This window comes from Nitrospinota bacterium, from assembly GCA_016208975.1.
In the GTDB taxonomy this organism is placed as follows: Bacteria; Nitrospinota_A; UBA7883; order UBA7883; family JACRLM01; genus JACQXA01.
Genome location: JACQXA010000004.1, coordinates 125,358 through 147,561 on the forward strand (window position 1 = coordinate 125,358; position 22,204 = coordinate 147,561).

20 protein-coding genes are annotated in these 22,204 nt (G+C 56.4%); 11 read left to right on the forward strand and 9 right to left on the reverse strand.

Features of this window, described 5'->3' with window-relative positions:
* Positions 1-6: 6 nt before the first annotated feature.
* Positions 7-774: a hypothetical protein gene (locus tag HY751_04125; GenBank protein ID MBI4665580.1), complete on the forward strand. Its 768-nt coding sequence runs from the start codon at positions 7-9 to the stop codon at positions 772-774.
* 95 nt (positions 775-869) lie between these two features.
* Here the strand turns inward: HY751_04125 and HY751_04130 are convergent, their stop codons facing one another.
* The gene (locus HY751_04130; GenBank protein ID MBI4665581.1) at positions 870-1,040 is read right to left on the reverse strand and encodes a hypothetical protein; all 171 of its coding nucleotides are present in this window, start codon (positions 1,038-1,040) and stop codon (positions 870-872) included.
* A 234-nt stretch (positions 1,041-1,274) separates the two neighbouring features.
* Here HY751_04130 and def point away from each other — a divergent pair, with 234 nt between their 5' ends.
* From def to HY751_04145, 3 genes are all read left to right on the forward strand, one after another.
* The gene (gene def / locus HY751_04135; protein MBI4665582.1) at positions 1,275-1,799 is read left to right on the forward strand and encodes a peptide deformylase; all 525 of its coding nucleotides are present in this window, start codon (positions 1,275-1,277) and stop codon (positions 1,797-1,799) included.
* Positions 1,800-1,805: 6 nt separating this feature from the next.
* The gene (locus tag HY751_04140; GenBank protein ID MBI4665583.1) at positions 1,806-2,756 is read left to right on the forward strand and encodes a methionyl-tRNA formyltransferase; all 951 of its coding nucleotides are present in this window, start codon (positions 1,806-1,808) and stop codon (positions 2,754-2,756) included.
* A 269-nt stretch (positions 2,757-3,025) separates the two neighbouring features.
* Positions 3,026-3,502 carry a Fic family protein gene (locus HY751_04145; GenBank protein ID MBI4665584.1) on the forward strand — a complete coding sequence of 159 codons (477 nt, stop codon included), beginning with the start codon at positions 3,026-3,028 and terminating at the stop codon, positions 3,500-3,502.
* Between the two features lie 564 nt (positions 3,503-4,066).
* Here HY751_04145 and HY751_04150 read toward each other — a convergent pair.
* From HY751_04150 to HY751_04180, 7 genes are all read right to left on the reverse strand, one after another.
* Positions 4,067-4,414, reverse strand: coding sequence for a Smr/MutS family protein (locus tag HY751_04150; GenBank protein MBI4665585.1), 348 nt, complete (start codon positions 4,412-4,414; stop codon positions 4,067-4,069).
* A 3-nt stretch (positions 4,415-4,417) separates the two neighbouring features.
* A complete protein-coding gene (locus HY751_04155; protein ID MBI4665586.1) occupies positions 4,418-5,074 on the reverse strand; it encodes an endonuclease V in 657 nt (218 codons plus the stop codon).
* Positions 5,064-6,467, reverse strand: coding sequence for a glycosyltransferase family 39 protein (locus tag HY751_04160; protein ID MBI4665587.1), 1,404 nt, complete (start codon positions 6,465-6,467; stop codon positions 5,064-5,066). Before HY751_04160 ends, HY751_04155 begins: the two co-directional genes overlap by 11 nt.
* 33 nt (positions 6,468-6,500) lie before the next feature.
* The gene (locus HY751_04165) at positions 6,501-7,901 is read right to left on the reverse strand and encodes an FAD-dependent oxidoreductase (GenBank protein MBI4665588.1); all 1,401 of its coding nucleotides are present in this window, start codon (positions 7,899-7,901) and stop codon (positions 6,501-6,503) included.
* Between the two features lie 7 nt (positions 7,902-7,908).
* Positions 7,909-9,006: a hypothetical protein gene (locus HY751_04170; GenBank protein ID MBI4665589.1), complete on the reverse strand. Its 1,098-nt coding sequence runs from the start codon at positions 9,004-9,006 to the stop codon at positions 7,909-7,911.
* A 99-nt stretch (positions 9,007-9,105) separates the two neighbouring features.
* Positions 9,106-9,723, reverse strand: coding sequence for a hypothetical protein (locus tag HY751_04175; protein MBI4665590.1), 618 nt, complete (start codon positions 9,721-9,723; stop codon positions 9,106-9,108).
* The gene (locus HY751_04180; protein ID MBI4665591.1) at positions 9,704-10,531 is read right to left on the reverse strand and encodes an FTR1 family protein; all 828 of its coding nucleotides are present in this window, start codon (positions 10,529-10,531) and stop codon (positions 9,704-9,706) included. The genes HY751_04175 and HY751_04180 overlap by 20 nt, the downstream gene beginning before the upstream one ends.
* Before the next feature lie 437 nt (positions 10,532-10,968).
* Here HY751_04180 and HY751_04185 point away from each other — a divergent pair, with 437 nt between their 5' ends.
* The 6 genes from HY751_04185 to HY751_04210 are packed head-to-tail and all read left to right on the forward strand — an operon-like array spanning position 10,969 to position 18,265.
* Complete coding sequence (locus tag HY751_04185) at positions 10,969-12,960, forward strand: hypothetical protein (GenBank protein ID MBI4665592.1); 1,992 nt, start codon at positions 10,969-10,971, stop codon at positions 12,958-12,960.
* Entirely contained in the window at positions 12,957-13,862 is a 906-nt protein-coding gene (locus tag HY751_04190) for an NADH-quinone oxidoreductase subunit H (protein ID MBI4665593.1), read from the forward strand. The genes HY751_04185 and HY751_04190 overlap by 4 nt, the downstream gene beginning before the upstream one ends.
* A 4-nt stretch (positions 13,863-13,866) precedes the next feature.
* Complete coding sequence (locus HY751_04195; GenBank protein ID MBI4665594.1) at positions 13,867-14,535, forward strand: hydrogenase; 669 nt, start codon at positions 13,867-13,869, stop codon at positions 14,533-14,535.
* Positions 14,532-16,010, forward strand: a complete 1,479-nt coding sequence (locus HY751_04200; protein ID MBI4665595.1) for an NADH dehydrogenase FAD-containing subunit — start codon at positions 14,532-14,534, stop codon at positions 16,008-16,010. The genes HY751_04195 and HY751_04200 overlap by 4 nt, the downstream gene beginning before the upstream one ends.
* Positions 16,007-17,494, forward strand: a complete 1,488-nt coding sequence (locus HY751_04205; protein ID MBI4665596.1) for an NADH-quinone oxidoreductase subunit C — start codon at positions 16,007-16,009, stop codon at positions 17,492-17,494. Before HY751_04200 ends, HY751_04205 begins: the two co-directional genes overlap by 4 nt.
* A 12-nt stretch (positions 17,495-17,506) precedes the next feature.
* Positions 17,507-18,265 (forward strand): hydrogenase, encoded by a 759-nt coding sequence (locus HY751_04210; protein ID MBI4665597.1) that lies wholly within the window; start codon positions 17,507-17,509, stop codon positions 18,263-18,265.
* A gap of 111 nt (positions 18,266-18,376) precedes the next feature.
* Here the strand turns inward: HY751_04210 and HY751_04215 are convergent, their stop codons facing one another.
* Entirely contained in the window at positions 18,377-21,424 is a 3,048-nt protein-coding gene (locus tag HY751_04215) for a response regulator (GenBank protein ID MBI4665598.1), read from the reverse strand.
* A 253-nt stretch (positions 21,425-21,677) separates the two neighbouring features.
* Here HY751_04215 and HY751_04220 point away from each other — a divergent pair, with 253 nt between their 5' ends.
* Positions 21,678-22,199 carry a thermonuclease family protein gene (locus tag HY751_04220; protein ID MBI4665599.1) on the forward strand — a complete coding sequence of 174 codons (522 nt, stop codon included), beginning with the start codon at positions 21,678-21,680 and terminating at the stop codon, positions 22,197-22,199.
* Positions 22,200-22,204 lie beyond the last annotated feature (5 nt).

Below are 22,204 nucleotides of genomic sequence, written 5' to 3' on the forward strand. Positions count from 1 at the left end.
AACCTTATGATTGCGCGCCCTGTTCGCTGGCTAGTCACGCTACTTGCGGTAGTCCTCTCCTCCCCCCAGGCTTACGCCTATGAGATTCACGGCCTGCCCGGCTCCAGCTGGGGTCTTTTAAGTTACGACAACGACCAGATCAGCGGTTCTGGTGTCCAGGGCTTTGTAAACCAGGGGGTGGACTGGTTCGTTCTGCCAGGCGATATAACAGTTAACACCTTCGTGGAATACCGCCACCGTTCCCGCACCCACAACCAGAGATATTACGACGCAGGCGGCCCGGCCGTGGGGCTGGATCTGCATATATCCGTAGTGCATGTGGGGGTGGACTATTACTGGGAGAACCTGCCGGTTTTAGGCGAAAAGTCTGAACGGGCGCAGGCGTACGCCACCACTTTTATCGAGTGGGACCTGGCTCAGGAAAATCATCCAACGTGGTTCGCCGCGCTACCGGGCTCTTTCTGGGGCGCGATAAGCTACGATAACGACAAAATCAGCGGCTCCGGCGTTATGGGCTTTATCAACCAGGGGATAGACTGGATAATCCTGCCGGGAGATATCGCCGTGAACACCTATGCGGAATACCGGCACCGCTCCCGCAACGAAAACCAGAAGTATTATGACGCCGGCGGCCCTGCCGTGGGGCTGGAACTGCGCAAATCACCTGTCCGGTTGGGGGTGGACTATTATTGGGAACGGCTCCCGGTTTTGGGAGAAAGCTCCGAGCGGGCCCAGATCTATTTTGGCTGGTATTTTGACTGGAACTTGAAATAACGGATAACAGGCGAAGTCATCCACCCCCCGGAGCCGGAGGGAACACATCTCCCGTCAAGACCCATAAAGGGCCTTTGTACCGGTGAATCCGGCGCTTAGGCTGATTTTTTGTAATCGCTCTTGCTCTGGGAGCAGGAGGAACATGCGTGGTTGGAGTCCCGCCCGCACATCATGCAAGACCAGGAGCCCAGGTAATACCGTAAAATCCCGCCGCAATGCGAACAAGTCTTCTCTTTCTTCTTCATCGAATCCGTCGAGGTTACCATCGTACACCTCCCAAGTTAGGGGTTGCGTTTGCGCCCGTTACTTCTTGAGAACATGGTATTTGCAAAAAGCAAGCCTCATTTTTCAACGGGCTTCCAGATATTTGTATCTCCATGTTTTTATGAGCATTACGGTAACAGGACCAGCTTTTACTTAAACGCTTTATAACTACAAATATTTGACACATCGCCAAAATTTGGTAGCCTCACCCTGAAGAAAATGCCTATACTGGCCATATGGATGTCTTAACGGAAAAAGCTGAAAACAGCGGGCTTTTAACCATATTGCAATGGCCGGACCCCGTTCTATTTAAAAAATCCGAGCCGGTGAATAGCGTCACTGGGGATATCCGCTCCCTTGCGGACCGTATGGCGCAAACCATGCTGGCCGCGCCGGGGCTGGGGCTGGCGGCGCCGCAGGTGGGCGTATCGAAACGTCTCATAGTTGTCGTCTCTCCCGAAGACGGGGCCAAACCTTTCGCCATGGTGAATCCGGAGATACTCGAAACCGGAGAGGCGGTGATGGACGAGGAGGGGTGCCTGAGCATGCCTGAAATCTACGCCTATGTGGAGCGGCCGGAATGGATTATCGCCAGGTACACAGACATAAACGGCGACACACAAACCGTCCGCGCCGAAGACATCATGGCCCGGTGCATAGCCCACGAGATAGACCATCTAAACGGCGTCCTTTTCTGGGATCACCTGGGCTTTATGAAGCGGGACTGGCTTAAACGCAAGTTCAAGAAGATGAGCCGGTAATCGGGTATGCCCGCTCCAATCCGCGTGGTGTTCATGGGGACGCCGGATTTCGCCGTCCCAACCCTCGAGGCGCTGATAGAACATCCATCATTCGATGTTCTGGCCGTTGTCACCCAGCCGGACAAACCCAAGGGCCGTGGCAAGAAACTGGCCCCGCCGCCGGTAAAAGAGCTGGCGCTGGCTCACGGGATACCCGTGTATCAGCCGGTGAAAGCGCGGGAGCCGGAAAATGTTGAGCTGTTGAAGGCGCTGGCGCCGGATTATCTTGTGGTGGTGGCCTACGGGCAGATTCTCCCTTTGTCCATTCTATCCATCCCCAAACTGGCGCCGGTGAACCTGCATGCCTCGCTCTTGCCCAGGTGGCGCGGCGCGGCGCCTATACATCGCGCGTTTTTGGCGGGGGACTCCGTCACCGGCGTTTGCGCCATGATCATGGCCGAGGGGCTGGACACCGGCGACACGCTGGGATGCAAAAGAACCGAGATCACGGACGAGGACACCGTGGGCAGAGTTCATGACCGGCTGGCGCAATCCGGCGCCGTGCTGATGGCGGAAACGCTATTGAATTATAAAGACGGCCTCATCACCCCGGAAAAACAGGACGATTCGAAATCAACATACGCCGCAAAACTGACGGACGCGGATTTCGTCATTGATTGGAGCCAGCCAGCCCCGGCGGTGAGTTTGAAGATCCGCGGCCTGTCCCCATGCCCCGCCGCCGTCACCAAACTTTCCGGCGGGTTGATAAAACCGCTGTTCGCCCGGGTACCGCAGGTTTCCGGGATTGTTGGAGCGCCTGGCGAAGTTCTTGATACAAGCGCGGAGGGAATAACCGTGGCCTGCGGCGAAGGGGCGATAGTGATTACAGAGTTGAAACCCGAGAACCGCGGCCCCATGACCGCCCATGCCTACACGCTGGGCCACAAGGTTTTGAAGGGCGAACGGTTCGGGGAGTGAATGTAGCCCTCAACTTGTCATGGCAAGCCAGACGAACCATGACATCCCCGGCGAAGCGTAAGCTAAAACACGGAATCAAGTATTCAGTTCCGAAGGCACGAAGCCATGATGCAGGGTCAAGCCCGGCATGACACGATTTTACCACCGAGGTGTTATCACCTCGATTATTCAATTTTCATAACCGCAAGGTGATTAAAGCTCGCGGAACGGAAACGTGGCTCCAGAGTGGTGTATCATGAAGATCATCATTAAGGCATCATTGTCGGGGAATGAAACTGTCCCAAAAATACGATACGTCCGGTCTGATTGAAGACCAGTTTGAGCCGGGTTCACGGGGTCGTGTTTTAAAAAATCTTCTCCGCATAAAGAAAAAGCGGGAAATGGACGCTGTGGAGGCTGTGGAGCATAGCCGGGTCTTGCCTGAAATTCTGGGTAAATACAGCATGGTTCACCGATTTACCGCAAAAGACATATGCGATATTCACAAAGCGTGGTTTGGTTCCATCTATCCTTGGGCAGGACAATATCGCAAAGTTAACATTAGCAAGGGCGGATTTCCGTTTGCCGCCGCCAAATATGTTCCAGGTATGATGCATGAGCTTGAAAATGATTTTTTGAGCAAATTCACCCCATGCCGGTTTGCAAAAATAGAGGACATTGCAAATGCAATCGCGGTTGTACACGTGGAACTCGTGCTAATTCATCCATTCCGGAAGGGAAACGGCAGGAGTATTTTGCGGCCGTGAGAGCCGGCCTGTCTCGCGATTTTAAACCGATGCAGAAGATATTCACGTCTGTAATCGCGGGCAGGACATTAAAGATACGCGGGAAGAAATTCAACGGCTATTTTGGCGGCGGTTCCGCCCCGGGTTTTGGCCGTGGAGACGGTACTGGCTCCGGTTAGGATGGGTATGTGATTAGCTTTCCATATTTTAAAACCATCCTTGTATCCGTTTTTTCCAATATTTGGTGTCCCATTTCTGTCATGCTTTCTGTCACTCGGACTCCCTCAATAGATGTAGATGACACAACAGATGTGAACAACATTTTCTCCCGTTTGTCAGCATCCCTTAGGTAAGGATTCCCTTGCAGAATTGATTTTTTCATCATGACAATAGAATACACCAAATATATTTTTCCCGGAATTCAAAAATAATCGTTATCCATTAGCGCGCTTCCTTCTTTCATGTCAGCCATGCCAAATAAACATCCACTATCCACTATCCATTTCCCATCTCCTTCTGCTCTTGGGAGCCAGGAGAAACATGTTTTTTCGCTGATTGGAGGCGTTTTTCAACGCGAATTCTTCTCTACAACAACACCACCGTCACTCCCTCGTTCCCCTCTATATCCCGCTCGCGGGACAATGCGGGGCATCTTTCCAGTATCTCCCGGGTGTCCGCGTCGAACACGCTCCAGTTCTCGCCATAAACGAACAGGTTTATAACCCCCTCGCTCTTGCGCCGCCGTAACGATTTTCTCACCCCGTCCTTTATCTTCCCGCCAACGCCGGTGGAGCCGTAGCCGTGGATTATCTTTACCACCTTCACGCCATCTTTTTTGGCGCGTTCCAGCTCGCGTATCAAACGCCGCCGGGCCTCGTCCACCGTGGGCATCCCCTCTTTTATGTTCATCACCCGCGTTTTTTCGCCCGCCATGTTTTAAAGCAATCCCCCGGCGGCCTTGTGGGCCATGGCCACCGGCTCCGGTAGCCTTCGGCCCCGGGCGCATTCCAGAATTATTTTTATGGCGCCATCCAGGTCTATCTTGTCCCCCACAGAGATAAACACCGGTTTCACATTGTCCCGGGTTCTAACCACGGCCCCTATCACCTCACCTTCATGGACAAGCCTTGAAATGGCCCCCCTCTCCGGCGCCGGGTCCTCATATTCCCCCACAAGCCGTGACTTGGCGCAACCGATAGTGACCGCACCGGCCACCACACCCAAGTGACAAGCCAGGCCAAACCGGCGTGGATGGGCGTACCCTTGCCCATCCACGATGGCCGCGTCCGGCAAGGTTTTCAGCTTGCGCCACGCCTCCATGATCACCGGTATCTCGCGGAACGCCAGAAGACCCGGGATGTACGGGAACTCCACGGGCCGTTCCGCCAATGCGGTTTCCACCAGCGCAAGCTCGGGGTATGACAGTATGACCACGGCGGCCCGCGCTAAATCCCCCTTCACGCTCACGTCCACCCCGGCGACATGGCGGATGGGTTTTCCAAATGGCTCTATCACAAGCCGCGCGCGGAGCTTTTGCTGAAGCTCCATGGCCGTTTTGGGGTCTAATCCCGCATAGTCGAAATTAAATTTCATCGGGCGCAAGTTTGTAAATTTTCAAAGTTCTGTCCACCGGGTCGCCGGGCCGGGCGGCAAACACCGCTTCGGGCGCGCCGGTTAATTTTACGCCCGGGATGTCGTCGCAAACCAATATAGCGGAAGGCTCCGGCCATCTGGATTTTATGATACCCCGCAGGCTATCCCCATGTTTAACGCTTATCACCGGAATTTTGGCCGGGTAAAGGTCGAAATAACGCTCCGCCGGGCCGCAGAACAGCGCCGAGCCATTCTCCGCACCCTCAAGCCATTGGGCCATGTTGAAAACTGGCGGGGTTTTAATTACCGGGTCATGGCGCAATACGTTACCGCCAAGCAATAATATCAACGCCAGCGCCGTGAAAGCTTTAGGCCAGCGGTTAAACAGTGGTAGCGTGAGAATGACCGCCACCGGCGCGAATGGCAGGAAGTGACGGGTTTTTGAAACGTTCTGCCCAGCCATGATCCATATGGCATACAGCGCCGCTCCGGCGATTAGCATTTTTATGGCTACGGCCACTTTTTCGTTACCTCTAATCCAATAGTAAGAAGAGGCCGCCAGCAAAATGATCCATACTGCGTTTATCAGTCTAAACCCTTCGAAGCCAATCACGCCCAGGGCCTGCGCCAGGTTCATGCGCCAGTCATAAAACCTGTGGGACGAGCCGTTAGTGGAAGTGATGGCCCCGCCCCAATCGAAAAAATGGCCGTAAACGAAATCAAAGGCGGTATCGGCCAGTTGGGTCGGGCCTATAACGAAAACCATCACCGGTAGCCAGACAAGGATTCCGGAGCATATCCCGGCAAGATGGTTTTTAATTCCGCTATTCCGGTATGCGTAATAAACACCCGCAACGGTGAAAGGCCACCATGAAAGCCTCACGCCCAGTAACAACCCTGCGGACAAGCCCGACAGGAACCAGTCACGGGGGCGAGGCTTGCAATTTTTTAACGCAGCCATCCAAAGCAAAAGAACCAGCAAAGCCAGCGGCTCGGAAAATATTTTCCCGGAATAGGATGTGAAAATACCCGTCCCCGCCAAAAGAGCCGAGGCGGCGATTCCACCCCATGCGCCCGTTTCGGATCTTGCTATGCAAGACACTACCCACACCGACAACGCGGAGGCGATGATGGATACCAGCCCAAGGGCCAGTTCCGGCGATGGCGCCCACAGCGCAATAATCTTGCCCAGAGCGACATAGACCGGGTATCCGGGAAAATGGGGTTGATGGAAAACCGGGTTGTAATCCTTAACGCCCAGGATAAAATTGACCCCGTCTTCATCGTCGGGAAGGAACGATGCGGATGAATAGGCGATAAAACCCGCATACGCCGCCAGCGCCAGCGTCATCAGCGCCGGGATGAATCCGTTCCGTGTATCCTGGCTGGTCAATCCTTGCGCCGGTGGTTTAGATATGGCGTCCTCTTATGCGGCCACGGACCGGGTTTCTATAACACCGGCCCGCCCATTATCGTCCATGCGGATTTCGAACCTGGAGCCTCCAAGATAATCGCTGGCCCATTTCCTGCCCATGAGCATGGCCGTGTCCATGAAAACATATTTGAAAAGCCCTTGCCGCCCGGCGGTATCCAGGTTGCGCAGTGTGGAAATAGCGGAAAGCGCCCCATCAACCTTTTTCCTGTAACCCATGTCATACCGTGGATATGCATGGGAGGCGCAGGTTGAAAAGCATCCAGTAACATTGCGGCGCAGGTTAAACCCAAGCCGCGCCAGGTCGTTTAAAACCCTTTCCAGCAGAGCCCCGTCTTCCATCCGCCAGGTGGCGTCCCCCATGTTGCAGGGGATTTCCACCATTACCGATGTGCGGCCCTCAGGCGCGCTTTCCGGGCTTCGGCGTTTGGGCTCCTGGATGCGGGTCATTATGATGTCCGCGTCCGGAGTGTACATCCAGGTGTTTTCCGACAGGTTTTCGACTCCATCCAGTGTGATGTTCAAAAACCTCAAGGCGCGCCACGGAAGTTTTATATCGGCGGTGTTGGTTGACGCAAGCTGGGCCAGTTCGTCCAGCGGAATGGTGGAAAGAAACCGGGAGCCTTCAACTTCCATATCCGCCCCGCGCCGGTTCATGCCCACGGCGCGGACCTCTCCGTTACGGATTATCAGCTTTTCAACCCTGGCGCCGGTGATTACCGTCCCTCCCAAACGCTCTATCCCGTCCCTCATCCTCTCGAAAATCTCGCCGATGCCGCCCGCCGGATAAAGGTACGAAACGGCGTATGTCCTTGGCGCGAACCTTCCCTTGAGCATGGATTTGGCCACGGCGTCCAGCGCCGAGATTAAGGATATGCGCTGTCCCGCCCAGTCCGAAGAGAGGTTCGACGCGGGAACACCCCAAAGTTTTTCCGTGTATTGTTTGAAGAACATCAGGTTCAGCGGCCTGCCGAACCGCTCGTCCACCCAACGCTCAAAAGAGCCTTCCGGAGCCGCTGATTTCCGGAGTTTAAGACGGCCCGCCATATAGCCCCCCAGAAACCGCGCGTTTTCGCGGAAGGATGAATTGGCGATGACGTCGCTAATGTTTATGGGATAGTCGTACTGGCGATCTTTAAACATGATCACGCTTTTACGCTGGCGGGTTAGCAGGCGGTGGCCCATGAGGTTCTTGATGTCTTCCACCAGCGCCCGGTCACTGGAGATGAAGCGGTGCCCTCCAAGGTCGAACTGGTACGGGCCCCGGCGGACGGTTTTGCATAGCCCGCCGACAGCATCTTCTTTCTCGATAACGGTGACTTTAACCCCGTTCCGGGCCAAATCCCAGGCGGCGGTAAGCCCGCACGGCCCGCCGCCCAGAATCACTACACCCATAACCGGATCACCAGAACGCCACCGCCTGGAGCATCACAGCGTCGTCTTGAACCTCTTTGGCCTTCTCGGTGTTCCACTGGTATTCGGCCTTCAACTGGATGCCGTCCATCACGTGCCCCACGATACCGATGGAGGTTTCGGAGCGCAAGTTGTCCGTCACCTTCTCGTCGTAATCGTACTGGCCATACCGGGCGGCCAGTTCCACAATGGGGTGTATGAGCGAGCTAACCTGCACGTAATAGCCGGATACCTCTTTATCCAGCCCCGCCAATGACGAGGCCGCTTCGTCCTTTCCGGTCACATATTCCGCTATAAGGACAGGCGCCCAGCTTATTCCGGTGACTGTGTCCGTATCCGCCCGGAGGTGGAGGCCAAGCCTGTCTGATTTATAAAGGTCAAGGTCGTCCCATTTGCCGGAGATATATGAACCGCCAAAGTTGATCCCGTCTATGAAACGGTTGAACATGAGCCTGACGCCCACCGATTTTGAATCGTTCCCGCCGCTGGAGTTGTCCCGGGAGACACCGCCGTTCTTGCCGTCACCATTCACCACATACAAGTCCATCTCACCGGCGCCGTTCACCACGTAAGCCCCGCCGATGCCCACGTCCGACCAGGTGCCGGGGATAACCTTCCCCTTGTACATGACCTTCGGGCGGGAGACCAGCTTGTTCTTGTGGCCCGGATAACTGTAATACTCGATGCCGAATGGAACGTAAAACACGCCCATGTAAACATCGGTCATATCTATGGGGCTTATTCTGAGCGTGGCGCTGTCTATCTTTATCTTGCCGGAGCCGCCGGTGACCGCCGCGCTGTTCTCCACCTTGGGCGCATGCTCGTATTCCACCTCGCTGGACAGGTAAGCCCTGTCGTTGAGCTTTACGCCCATCCAGACAGTGATTTTGTGGTTGTCGAACGTCCTGTGGGCGCTTTGCTGGTCGGTATATTCGAACTGGTAATAACCGTGCCACGCTATCCTGTCCTGCCATGAGGATGGCTGGGCGGTGGCGGTAACGTCGAAAGCGGGCGTGGCTTCGGATTGCGCCAGCGCCGGAATCGAGGAAAGCAACAGAACCGCGGCGGCGGCCATAAAAGCTCTCATCGCCTGAAAATTCCGGTTAGACAGAAGCATGACTTCTCCCTTCTTTATTCAAATCCCGGTTAGCAAAAACGGGCCGCCAACACCTTTATGGCGGCTCGATCACTTAAACCCGGGAAATGTTCGCTCAATAAGGTTTTCAATAGTTTTCACGGCCTGCTCCCCGGCTACCGGGTCGGCCGCTTTTTTACCAACACCAAACACGCCTGGGTTGCCCATGGCCACTAACGCCTTGTCAAACTGTTCAAGTATCGCCTTTGAACGTTCGGGGCTCTGTTTTTTAACGTTCCCGTCCAGAACGTCAAGGTAACTCTGGCGCGCCATTGCCAAACGGGATTTGGATGTCTTGAAATTCCCCTCCCCATCTTTCAAGTTGCGCCACAGCTTTTCCCTTATGGAGAGGTAAACCATATTGGCCAAATGCGCCGCGGTTGCCGAAACGTCTTTCTTCGTAACCGAATCCCTGATTTTCGGAACCAGCTTGTCCGCTTCGAACAGGTGCCCCTTCTGAAGAGCCACACCTTCATCCGCAAGTTTTACCACGTCCCCCCACTGGCCAGCCCTGGCTGACGAAACGGCGGACTTGAAAATGGTGGCCATGGGGTCTTCTTTTTCACCATAGCCGTATGCGAAAGCGGAGGATGCGTAAAAGAACACGGAAAGGATTAGAAAATAGAAGCCGGTACGCGCCCTTAAAAGGTCAAGCTTTCCTGGCTTCATTCCCTACTCCTCTGTGATCCCTGGTGAATATGAACCATGCGCCCGCCAGATAGCCCAAATATGCCAAGGCCTGCAAGGACGACGGTGAAGAGTTATAACCGAACAGGGCTTTTAAGAATATGCCAAACTCGCTTTCATCGGACAAAAGCCAGCCGATGTCAAAAAGATGGCCGGTCATCAGTGGCAGGAAGCTTATGTCCTGCATTATCCCTATCATGTTCGCCAGAAGCCCGGCGGCGATTAGTATAATCAGCCCGCCGGTTATCTTGAAGAAGGTCTTAAGCGGAAGGGATTTCATGCCCAGGAAAATCATGGCCGTAACGGCAAGGGCCAGCGCCAAACCCAAAAGCCCGCCGTAGAACACATCCGAACCCATACTTTCCCCATATAGGGCGCCAAGGAAGAGGACCGTCTCAAACCCCTCGCGAAGCACGGCAAGATAGGCCATGAACGCCAGCGCGAACATGCTACCGGCGCTTATGGCCTGCTCCAGCTTCCGCTCCACCTCGCCTTTGACGCTTCCGCTGTTCCTGCTCATCCATATGACCATGTAGGAAAGCACCGCCACCGCAAAGCCCATTATTGAAACTTTTATATACAGCTCGGCGGCGGAATTTTCAAACCCGCTCATGAAAACCTGAATGCCCACCGCCAGGACAAACGCCGTTACAATACCCAACCCTACACCGGTGAAAATCCATTTAAACAGACCTTTAAGGCCGGAACGGGAAAGGTAGGAAAGAATGATCCCCACCACCAGGAAGGCTTCCAGCCCTTCCCGGAACGTGATAAGCATACCGCCAGTCATTTAAAGCAAAACCTCCCTGAAACACCACTGCGACGCCCCTCTGGCATGCGCCTTGTCGATATTGATAATGAATATCAAAAACGATAAGGCCGGTCAAGGTTTTTCTTTTTTCGAAGGGACGGCCTAATCGGGAGAAGCATTCTATTGTTAACAGGGGTGAGGTTGGCGCCAGTGACTGGCGGTGGTTACCGCCACTTTAATATGGTTATATTGACAATTGCCCGACAGTTTTTTATATAATGTCCGCTTTGAGCCGATAATCGCTATTGGGAGAGTGGGTACCCGGTAAAATGGATGCTGAAGAAGACGCATGTTCCGGCGGCGCAACGCCATCCTCAATATGCCTGAATTTTTTACAGCCCCACACCCTCACCTTAAGACACCCCGAACAAACAACCAGATAACCATCAAAAACCTCCGGAAGTAGCAGACAAGCCTTGGACATTTATTTTCTTTCCATTGCGGTGATAACCGGCTCCGGGTTCATTTCCCTTATCGCTACCCGGAACGGCAAAGCGGCCACTGTAATTGGCGCGTCGGGAGCGGTGGCTGGGTGTCTGCTTGGCCTTTATTCAGCAATAAACGCCCTTTTGGGAGGTGGGTTTTCATATAAAGGCTACTGGTGGGCGCCCTTTGGCTCTCTGGCGTTGAACGTGGACTCGCTAAGCGCGTTTTTCATGCTACCCCTGTTCACCGTGTGCGGAGTCGCGGCGGTTTACGGCGCCGGATACCTTTGGCATGACGCGGGAAAAAGGAGACTCGGGCCTCCCTGGTTTTTCTTCAACCTCCTGGTGGCCTCCATGGCTGTGGTCACGGCCGCCGCCAACGGCGTGCTTTTCCTGGTGGCGTGGGAAGTGATGTCCATCGCCTCCTTCTTTCTCGTGATGTTCGATCATCACAAGCCGGAAACAAGACACGCCGGGTTCGTTTATCTTGTGGCCACCCATCTGGGGGCGGCCTTTATTTTCGCCCTATTCGCAATCCTGGCCAGCGGCGCGGGCTCGCTGGACTTCGCGGATTTCCAGGGTGGCCTGACACCTTGGACGGCCACGGCGATATTCATATTGGCATTGATAGGCTTCGGTTCCAAGGCGGGGGTTGTTCCCTTCCACGTATGGTTGCCAGAAGCCCATCCGGCGGCGCCCAGCCATGTATCCGCCGTCATGTCGGGTGTGATGATAAAAATGGGTGTGTACGGCATTTTCCGTACCCTCACTTTCCTTGGCGCCCCGGAAATATGGTGGGGCGGGTTACTGTTGGGTATAGGCATTGTCTCCGGGCTTTTCGGGGTGATAATGGCGATGGGCCAGCGGGACATAAAACGGCTGTTGGCCTATTCAACCGTAGAGAACGCCGGGATAATCCTGTTAGCTACCGGGCTGGGGGTGATGGGGGTTGCCAACGGGAGCGCCACCCTTTCGGCTCTGGGTTTCGCCGGGGCGTTTTTCCATATATGGAACCACTCGCTTTTCAAAAGCCTTCTTTTCATGGGGGCCGGAGCCGTGTTACACGAAACCGGCGAGAAGAACATGGAAAAACTGGGCGGCCTTATAAAGAGAATGCCTTATACCGGCGCCCTGTTCATTTTCGGCTCCGTGGCCATTTGCGGATTGCCCCCTTTAAACGGTTTCGCCGGGGAGTTCATCATTTACCTTGGGGCGTTCCACAGCCTGTCGGCCAAGACCGGATTGATTGTGGCCTCAGCTCCGGTAGTAGCCATCGCCGGGCTGGCGGTTATAGGAGGCCTGGCGGTGGCGGTGTTCGTTAAAGCCGCCGGGGTGGTTTTTCTTGGTGAACCAAGATCCTCTCAGGCCGGACAGGCTCACGAGCCGGGCCTGCGCATGACCGGCGCCATGACGGCTTTGGCGGCGCTCATGGGTTTCACAGCCCTTTTCGCCCCGGCTTTTCCCAGGTTCATTGCCGGCCCTGTATCCATGATGACGCGGCAGGACATGCTGATATCAGTGGAAACGCTGGAATGGGCGGGGCAATCGCTGTTCAGCGTTAACGCCGGGTTGATACTTACTTTGGTAATTATCGCCGGGGTTACGCTGATTCGGAAAGCCGCGCTGGGTGAAAGGAACGTGCGGCGGGCCATCACTTGGGACTGCGGTTATTCCGCCCCCACCGCACGGATGCAATATACGGGCTCATCATTCTCCCAGCCTGCAGCCGATTTTTTCGCCATCACCTTGCGGCCTTCCAAAAAACTCGACATGAAACAAACAATCTTCCCCGAGGGCGCCTCTTTCTCCTCATCTGTCAGCGACGTGGTGGACGAAAAGCTGTATGGAGGGTTGTTCAGGCAGGGTGAAAAGCTGGCCATTGGCGCTCAAAAAATAAAGGCCATTTACGCCAACACCTATATTTTCTACACCGCCGGGGCGCTTATAGCCCTGCTGGCGTGGGGATTCGGGGTGTTCCAATGAGCTATTCCGCGGGCTTTTCGCTGATTACCCCAATCTTCGCGTTCGCCCTATCCCCGCTTATGGTTGGCATAATAAACAGGACCAAGGCGGCCTGGGCAGGCAGGCAGGGCCCGCCCATACTTCAACCTTATTACGACCTGGCCAAGCTCACCGAGAAGAGCGCCGTTTACAGCAAAACCGTATCCTGGGTGTTCTTGGCGGGTCCCATCGCCGGGTTTTCCGCCATGGCCGTGGCGGCAATTTTAATGCCCTTCGGGGGCCTGCCCTCGCCCTTGGCTTTTGAGGGGGACATTGTTCTGCTGGCTTACCTTATGGGGCTTGCAAGGCTTGTAACCATCCTGGCCGCCATGGACACGGGCTCCGCCTTCGAAGGGATGGGCGCAAGCCGCGAGGCTTTCTATTCGGCGTTGGCGGAGATAGTCTTCTTCCTGGCCTTATGCGCCCTTACATGGCAGACCGGCTCCATTTCCATGTCCGGCATATTGAATTTCGACGGCCCCCTTAACGGGCCATCCACGGCCCTGCTGTCGGCGGCGCTTTTCGTGGCGGCGCTGGCCGAGAACGCCAGGATCCCGGTGGACGACCCAAACACCCACCTGGAGCTGACCATGATCCACGAAGTGATGGTACTGGACCATTCCGGGCCGGACTTTGCGCTGATCCAGTATGGACAGGCCATAAAGCTTTGGATATTCTCCGCCCTGCTGACACAGATACTTACCCCCCACGGCGGGGGGACGCTGTTAACGCTGATATACAACATCAACATGATGCTGGCGATAGCCATTTTCATCGGCACGGTGGAATCCACCATGGCCCGACTAAGGCTTGTGAACGTGCCGCAGTTTCTAATCGGGGCCGCGGCGCTGTCGGCCCTGAGCGTGATTCTTCTTTTAAGGTGAACCAATGATGAACGTGGCGCAGATATGGCCGGCGCTGATGAACCTGGTGTTCATGGCCCTGCTTATATCCAGCCTTTACCTTTTGGGCACAAGCCGAATAGGCGCCCTTATCTCCACCGCCGGGGCGCAGGGTGTTCTGCTGGCCGTTTTGCCGCTGTTCCCGCAGGTTGGGGAGTTTTCGTATCACGCCATATTGCTGGCCGTGGCTTCCGGCCTGATAAAGGGGGCTCTCATACCGTGGCTTCTGCTGTACGCCCTGCGGGACGCGAACATAAAACGGGAGGTGGAGCCTTATGTGGGCTATTCGCTTTCACTGGCCATGGGGGTGGCTTTTATCGCCATTTCTTTCTGGTTCGCCGCGAAGATAGCCGGAGTGGATTCCGATGGGGCCACCGCTTCTTTCGTGGCTGTGGCCATCTCCATGACCCTTTGTGGCCTGTTCATCATCGCAAGCAGGAAGAAGGCCCTCACACAGGTTATAGGTTACCTTACGCTGGAGAACGGCATATACGTGTTCGGCGTCTCCCTGGCGGCGCACCAGCCCTTTGTGGTGGACATGGGCATTTTCCTCGACGTGTTCGTGTTCGTGTTCGTGGGGGGCATAGTGGGTTTCAGGATTAACAGGACGTTCGACAGCATAGAGCAGATCGCCGAAAGCGAGGAAGAGTCATGACGCTGGCCATTGTGCTGACTCCAGCGCTGGCCGGCGTGGCCGCCCTTCTTATCAATTGGGACAAGGCCCGCCGCAAACTGCTGGTGGCCGCCGCCGCCGCCCATTCCATCCTGGTGGGCTCCATGTGGCTGGAAGGGCCCAGCCGTGACCAGTCCCTTTATTTCGCGCTGGATCCGCTGGGATTATATTTCATCACCATCACCTCGACGCTTTTCATGGCCGCTTCCATTTACGGGGCGGACTACCTGGCGCGGGAGGATAAACACCGCCGGCCCGATTTCGAGGACGGCTCCCTTTTTTCCAACCAGCCGGAAAAGTTTTTCACGGGGTTTTTGCTTTTGTTCCTTTCGGCAATGAGCTTTGTGGCGGCCAGCAGGCACCTGGGCATGATATGGATAGCCATTGAATGCACCACGCTGGTCTCGGCGCCGCTTATCTATTTCCACCGGCGCCTTCCCGCGCTGGAGGCCATGTGGAAATACCTGCTGGTCTGCTCGGTTGGCATAGCCTTGGCCCTGCTGGGGGTTTTTTCCATGGCTACCGCCGCCGTAAAAGCGGGCGGGCCCCAGGCGTCGTTGTCTTTGGCTGGGCTTGCCAGCCTGGCCGGAAGCATGGACCACGCATGGCTGAAGATGGCGTTCATCTTCCTGTTCGTGGGGTTTGGCACAAAGATGGGTCTGGCGCCGTTCCACATGTGGCTTCCGGACGCCCACGGGGAATCCCCCTCGATGGTGTCGGCGCTTCTTTCAGGATCCCTATTAAACTGCGCGTTCCTGGGAATACTCAGGACCCATCAAACCCTGCTGGCGGCTGGCATGGCCGATTTCACCGGCCCGATTTTCATCAGCTTCGGCCTTTTCTCCATGCTGGCGGCGGCCATCTTCATAATCCGGCAGGAGGATTTTAAGAAAACCCTGGCCTACTCTTCCGTGGAGCATATGGGCATACTGGCGCTGGGGGTGGGCATTGGGGGCGCGGGCGTATTCGGCGCCATGTTGCATGTGGCGGCCCATTCGCTCACCAAGGCGTCGCTTTTCATGACCGCCGGGAACATTCTGGGTTACTTCCGCACCAAGAACCCGGACATGGTAAAAGGCGCCATAAAAGCATTGCCGGTGTCAGGTATTCTTTGGGTCGGGGGTTTTATGGCCATCACCGGAGCGCCCCCCTTCCCCACTTTCATAAGCGAATTCACAATATTAAAGGCCGCAGTGGACGGCGGATACCTCTTCACAGCCTTCGGCTACCTTTTCCTGCTGGCGGTGATATTCATCGGGATGGCCGTGGCGTTTCTACCCATGGCTTATGGCGACCCTACGGCTCCGTCCAATTTCAACATTAGGACGGAATCCAGCCTGTCTTACCTGCCCCCGGCCATTTTGCTTCTGTGCGGCCTCACGCTCACTTTCTATATGCCCCAGGCGTTTATAGACACGCTCCACCAGACGGCCGCCATGCTGGGAGGCGGGTTATGAGCGCGCAAAAACCTTTAATAGTTAAAAACGGCGAGGCGTGGCCGGTGGAAATAATCCCGCTCATGCCTTTTGATAATTTCGCATCGGCGGTCCTGGATGAAATAGCCGGAGGCGGCAGGATAGTGTCCATGTTCGCCGCGCCGGGGAACGGGGCGCGCCCTGTTATTTACGCCGCGCTGGCCAGGGACAAATCCAGCGACATAGCGGTTTTGGCCTGCCAGCCTGGCGCGCAATACCGGTCCCTTACGCCCGACGCGCCGCAGGCCCACATGTTCGAGCGGGAGATATACGAAACCTGGGGTATTAAACCCGAGGGGCATCCGTGGTTAAAACCGGTCAGGTTCCCCGGCAAGAGCGGCGGACGTAACGTTGGAGTGGCGGATTTTTTCCGCGTTGAGGGGGAAGAGGTTCACGAGGTGGCCGTGGGCCCCGTTCACGCTGGTGTGATAGAGCCGGGGCATTTCCGGTTCCAGTGCCACGGCGAGAAGGTTTTCCATCTGGAAATATCATTGGGCTATCAGCATCGCGGGGTGGAGGCTTCGCTTTCGGGCGGGCCGGACAAAACCGCGCTGGCAAGGATGGAGACCGTGGCTGGAGACACCACCATAGGCCACGCCACGGCCTATTGCCAGCTGGTTGAAGGGCTCATGGGCGTTACAGCGCCGGACCGGGGGGGCGCTATCCGGGCCATGGCGCTGGAGATGGAGCGGTTAGCCAACCACACGGGCGATCTTGGAATGTTGTCGCAGGATATCGGTTATCTGCCTCCCTCGGCCTTTCTGGGCCGGTTGCGGGGGGATTTCCTTAACCTAACCCAGGTTATATGCGGAAACCGGTTTGGGAGGGGGCTTGTAATCCCGGGCGGCGTCCGGTTCGGGCTGGATGAAAAAATGACCGCCGATGTCCTTGGCGGTTTGAACAAGCCTGGCAAGGAGGCCATGAGCGCCGCCCGCCTTTTATGGAACAAACCTTCGGTTCTGGCGCGGTTTGAGAACACCGGAACGGTGTCGCTGAAAGATTGTGAGGCGCTAGGGCTGGTGGGCCCAACCGCCCGGGCCTGCGGGGCGGACAGGGACGCGCGGCGAGACCACCCGGTTGGCGCTTACGCCAGTAAACCCGTCACGGTGGCAAATTGGGGCTCCGGCGATGTTTTCGCCCGCGCCATGGTGAGGCTTTTGGAGATGAAAAACTCCTTGGCGTATCTCACCACTTTATTGAACGAATCGCCCGCTGGCGCGTTGACAACGCCTGTGGGCGCAATCAAACCCCACCACATGGCCATTTCCCTGGTGGAGGGATGGCGGGGCGAAATATGCCACGCCGCCATCACCGGGCCCGACGGCCGGTTCAGCTGTTACAAGGTTGCAGACCCTTCGTTCCATAACTGGACGGGGCTTGCCATGGCCCTGCGGGGTCAGGAAATTTCCGACTTCCCGCTGTGCAACAAAAGCTTCAACCTGTCCTATTGCGGTTTCGATTTGTAAAGGCTGGATGGAATGATTAAAGAGCTTTTAGAACGGCTCCGGCAGGGTCATAAGACCACCGCTTTCCCCAAGGAAAGCCCCCAAATGCCCGAAAGGTTCCGGGGCGCCCCGGCGCTCTCGCCGGAAAAATGCGCCGATGGCTGCGACGCATGTTCGAAAGCCTGTCCGAACGGGGCCATAAGCCTTGAAGGGGGGTTGAAGGTGGACTTGGGGCGGTGCATATTCTGCCCGGATTGCTCCGAGGCTTGCGCCAGCGGCGCCATCCGATACACGGTGGATTTCAGGCTGGCCGTCTCTAAAAGAGAGAACCTAACCGTAGGAGCCGGGGGCATTTCCCTGGCCCAGCCCATTCAGGAGGAACTGCGGCAGATTTTCGCCCGGTCGCTGAAACTCCGCCAGGTCAGCGCCGGGGGTTGCAACGGATGCGAGGCGGAGATAGCCGCCACCGGGAATATCATTTTCGATTTGGGCCGGTTCGGTATCCAGGTGGTGGCCTCGCCCCGCCACGCCGACGGGCTTATGGTGACAGGGCCGGGAACAGCCAACATGAAACTGGCGCTGGAGAAGACCTACGAGGCCACGCCTGGCCCGAAGATAGTTATAGCCGTGGGCTCTTGCGCGTTGAGCGGCGGGCCGTTCCGGAACCTGCCGGAACAGTCCAACGGCGTTGAAGGATCGCTCCCGGTGGATCTTTACATACCAGGATGCCCGCCCCATCCGTTGACCATTCTGGATGGGCTGTTAAGGCTTTTAGGAAGATTGGACGATTAATTAACGTTGGGGTTTGGTGGTGTCCCAGTTTGAATCTCAAATAATAGACAGATCCTTCACTTCGCTTGCGCTTCGTTCAGGATGACAATGTTATCAACGGCTTTTATATTGTCATTCTGAGCGTAAGTGAAGAATCTCCCCTGTACTTTCAAACTGATTTTGCGCCGCCTCCTCAAAATTGCCCGTGTGCCCCAGTATTTCCAGCTCCTTTGCGATGGCCACAACCTTGAGGGCGTAAAACTGCGACGAAGACCCTTTTAGCTGATGCGCCATGAGGCAGAGGTTTTTGGAGTCGCGCTCACTGATGGCCTTTTCGATGCTGGCTATCTGTTCATACCCGCGATTTATGAACACCCGCGCCAGTTCCTGGATCTCATCGGTGGAAAACACCGGGCGCAGGGATGATATGTCGAACAATGGTTTGCGGCCCGGCCCAAGTTCCGGCTCCGGAGCGGGCGAGGGGGGGGCGGCATGCGGTTTCCCGGCGCAGGACTCCACAAGCTTGCGCATTTTATTGAACAGCTCGTCGGAGTTTATGGGTTTGGTCACATAATCGTCCATCCCCGCTTCCAGGCATTTTTCCATGTAACCTGGCATCACATGGGCGGTGACGGCGCATATTGGTATGCGGGCGCCAGATTCTTTTTCTATTTCCCGGATTGTGGCCGTAGCCTGGAACCCGTCCATCTCCGGCATCTGGACATCCATCAGGATAAGGTCGTAATCCCCCTCGCGCCACATCTCCACCGCCTGGCGGCCTGTCTCGGCCACATGCGCCTTGTGTCCTTTGCCTTCAAGTATCAAAAGGGCCAGCTTCTGGTTGAACGGGTTGTCTTCCGCCACCAGCACGTTCAGATGAGGACTCCCCTTGGCGCCGCCGTTTGCGGGGGCGGGTTTTGCCTCCTCTTTGATTCTGTTAGCCCCGGTGGCCCGTAAAAGGGCTTCGTAAAGCCTGTTATGGATCACCGGTTTGGGCAGATAGGCGTCCACCAGGCCAGGCTCCATTTTCAACGCTATATCGCTGGCCTCGGCGAGCGTGACCAACGCTACAACACAAAGCGATGGCGACCGCTCTTTAAGTTTTCCCAGCATAGCCGCGCTCCGCTCCGTCCCATGCCCCAGATCCACAATCAGCGCCGTATCACGCCCGTTTCCGTTCACCGCAAGCATGGCTTCATCCATCGTGAGGCATTCGGCCACGGACAGCCCCCAGTGGCGCAGATGCCCGGTGATGGAGGCCATCACCTTCGCGGAAGGATGGAGCGCAACCACCCGCAACCCATCTTTTAGCCCGGCCCGGGGCTTCTCCTCTTCGGAGGCCGTTTCCATTGGAATCTCAAACTTGAAATCGCTCCCCTGCCCCTGGGCGCTATCCACCCAGAGCCTTCCGCCCATTATCTCCACCAGTTTGCGGGCCATGGTGGCCCCCAGGCCCGCCCCGCCCCGGCGGCGGGTGCAGGAGCCGTCCACCTGGTAAAAACTTTCGAAAATGGATTCCAGGCTCTCGGCTGAAATCCCTATGCCGGTGTCGCGCACCGAAAAACCGATAACCTTTTTGCCGTCCCCCCTGGTAAGCGTGGACACGCTCACCAGTATCTCGCCCCGCTCGGTGAATTTGACGGCGTTGCCCGCCAGGTTTTTTATCACGTTCCGCAGGGCCGCCGCGTCGCCGGACACCAGCCCTGGCAGGTCCGGCTCGGTATTCACTATAAATTCCAGCCCTTTCTTCTGCGCCTCCAGCGCCGGACCCTTTATGGCCTTTTCCAGCTCGTTGACCAGCGCGAAGCTTTTGCGCTCCAGCCTGTACTCTCCGGACTCTATCTGGGAGAAATCGAGGATGTCGTCCACCATGGAGAGGAGCGCGTCGGCAGAGGAGCGGATTATCTCCAGCTGTTCCACCCTCTCTTTATCGGAACGGGAGTTCAACGCCAGGCCGGCCATGCCTATCACGCTGTTTAACGGGGTGCGAAGCTCATGGCTTATGTTGGCCATGAATTCGGACTTGGCCCGGCTGGCCCTCTCCGCCGCCTCCCGGGCCTTGATTATCGCGCCCTCGGCGTTTTTGGCCGAGGTGATGTCCACCACCAGGATCATGGCCCCCGCGAAAGCGCCGTCCATCATTATCGGCACGCCCTTAATGGAAATAAAAGCCCCTTTCCCGTACCGGCTGGTGAAAGGCGTTTCCAGTGAAACCGGCGCCCCATCAGCAAGCCTGTCCAGCACCCACGTCAACCCGGCGTTGACGATGGTGGGGATTTCAGACATTTTCACCCCCATGGCGTAATACTCCTCCCCTTCCGGCACGCCGATGATGCGCTTGAGCTCCGGGTTCATGTACACCACCCTCAGCTTCTCGTCGAGGTTCAGGATACCGGCGGGGGAGTTTTCCAGTATGCTGTTGTTGAACTCCAGAAGGGATTTCATTTCAGCTGTGGCCCGCGTAAGCGCCTCTTCGGTGGCCCTGCGGGTGACAACTTCCGCTTTCAGCCCCTTGTTAAGGGATTCCACCAGGTTCTTCTCGTTGGAAAGCCGCTCGGCGAGCCGGGCATAGTCCATACTCATCCGCATGTGGCCGGTGATCATCTTGTTTATGCGGAAAGTCAGGCCGGACATGAGCCCCACGTACAAGATGATGGAAGTCCCCAGCGCCATATATATGGCCCCGCCGAGATGGAAGCATACCGCCGCAAGCGGGATCAGGGCAGGTAACGAATAAGCTATAAACCCCTTAAACGAAGGCGAGTAGGCCGGAACTGAAGCGGCCACAAGGCCTGCGGGGACAATGACCACCAATATTTTCAACACCGGCCCGCCCATCAGGAAAAGATAGGCCGCCGCCGAACCCCACAAGATCCCGGAAATGAAAGCTCCCAGGGCATGGCGGTTAAACCACTTTTTCGCGGCTGGCTCCACGGGCCTGGCGTTGTTATAGAGCGCCCGGTCGAGCCCTCTGAACACGGACAGGACGGTGAAAAGGGCGAACCAATATATTATGGGAGCGCGGTCCTCCACGCCGCCAAGGCTGGCCACCAGCGTCACCAGCGCGGCGCATCCCCATGTGCCGATTATGGCTATCGGCAATTGACGGTACAAAAGCTCCAACTGGTCTTCCAAAACGCAGTCGGGCCTGTTGTTTCGCCCGTCACTTTCCGTTGTCAACCAGCCACCCCCATTTTGCAAACGACAACTTATTGTCCACCATAAATAACCAACCAAGCCCAACTTTGTGATTTTACCATGCCAGGGCCGCCCAAGCTCAATGGATTCATATAAGAATATTTTACTTTGGACCATCGGCCATTTTCGCGTCCGCCGGGCCAGATACGGCCCAGCATAACTGGCCCCATTTGCCTCTCACATTCCCGTTGCGCAATCCCCCCGGGCGCCCGGATTTTTGTTAGTATCAATCGTTATGAGACGAAAGAAATCGTTACCGGCCCTTATAGTTTTCGCCATCCTGTCGGCCATAAGCCTGTTTATCAGCCAGCAGGGGGATGGAAGCGAGGAAAAAGCCATCGTGACCCGGGTGGTTGACGGCGACACCATGGTGGTGATGCTCAAGGGCATGGAAAGGAAAGTGCGCCTGCTGGGGGTGGACACGCCGGAAAAAGACGGCCCCTACACCAGGGCGGAGCCTATGAACCGGGAGGCCTCCATGCGGGCCGCCGAACTGGCCCAGGGGCAGGCCGTAACGTTGACCTATGGCGGCGCAACCTTGACAGACAAGTACGACCGCCTGTTGGCCTACGTCACCCTGCCCGACGGGAGGGTGTTGAACGAAATACTTATCCAAGAAGGGCTGGCCGAGGCGATCCACAAATTCAAATATACTGAAAAGGCGAAGTACCACCTGCTGGAGGCCCGGGCGAAATCAGCCTGCGCGGGCCTATGGCGATACCGTCCCCCATGTAGCGGCAAGGGGAAATACCGGTAAAGACA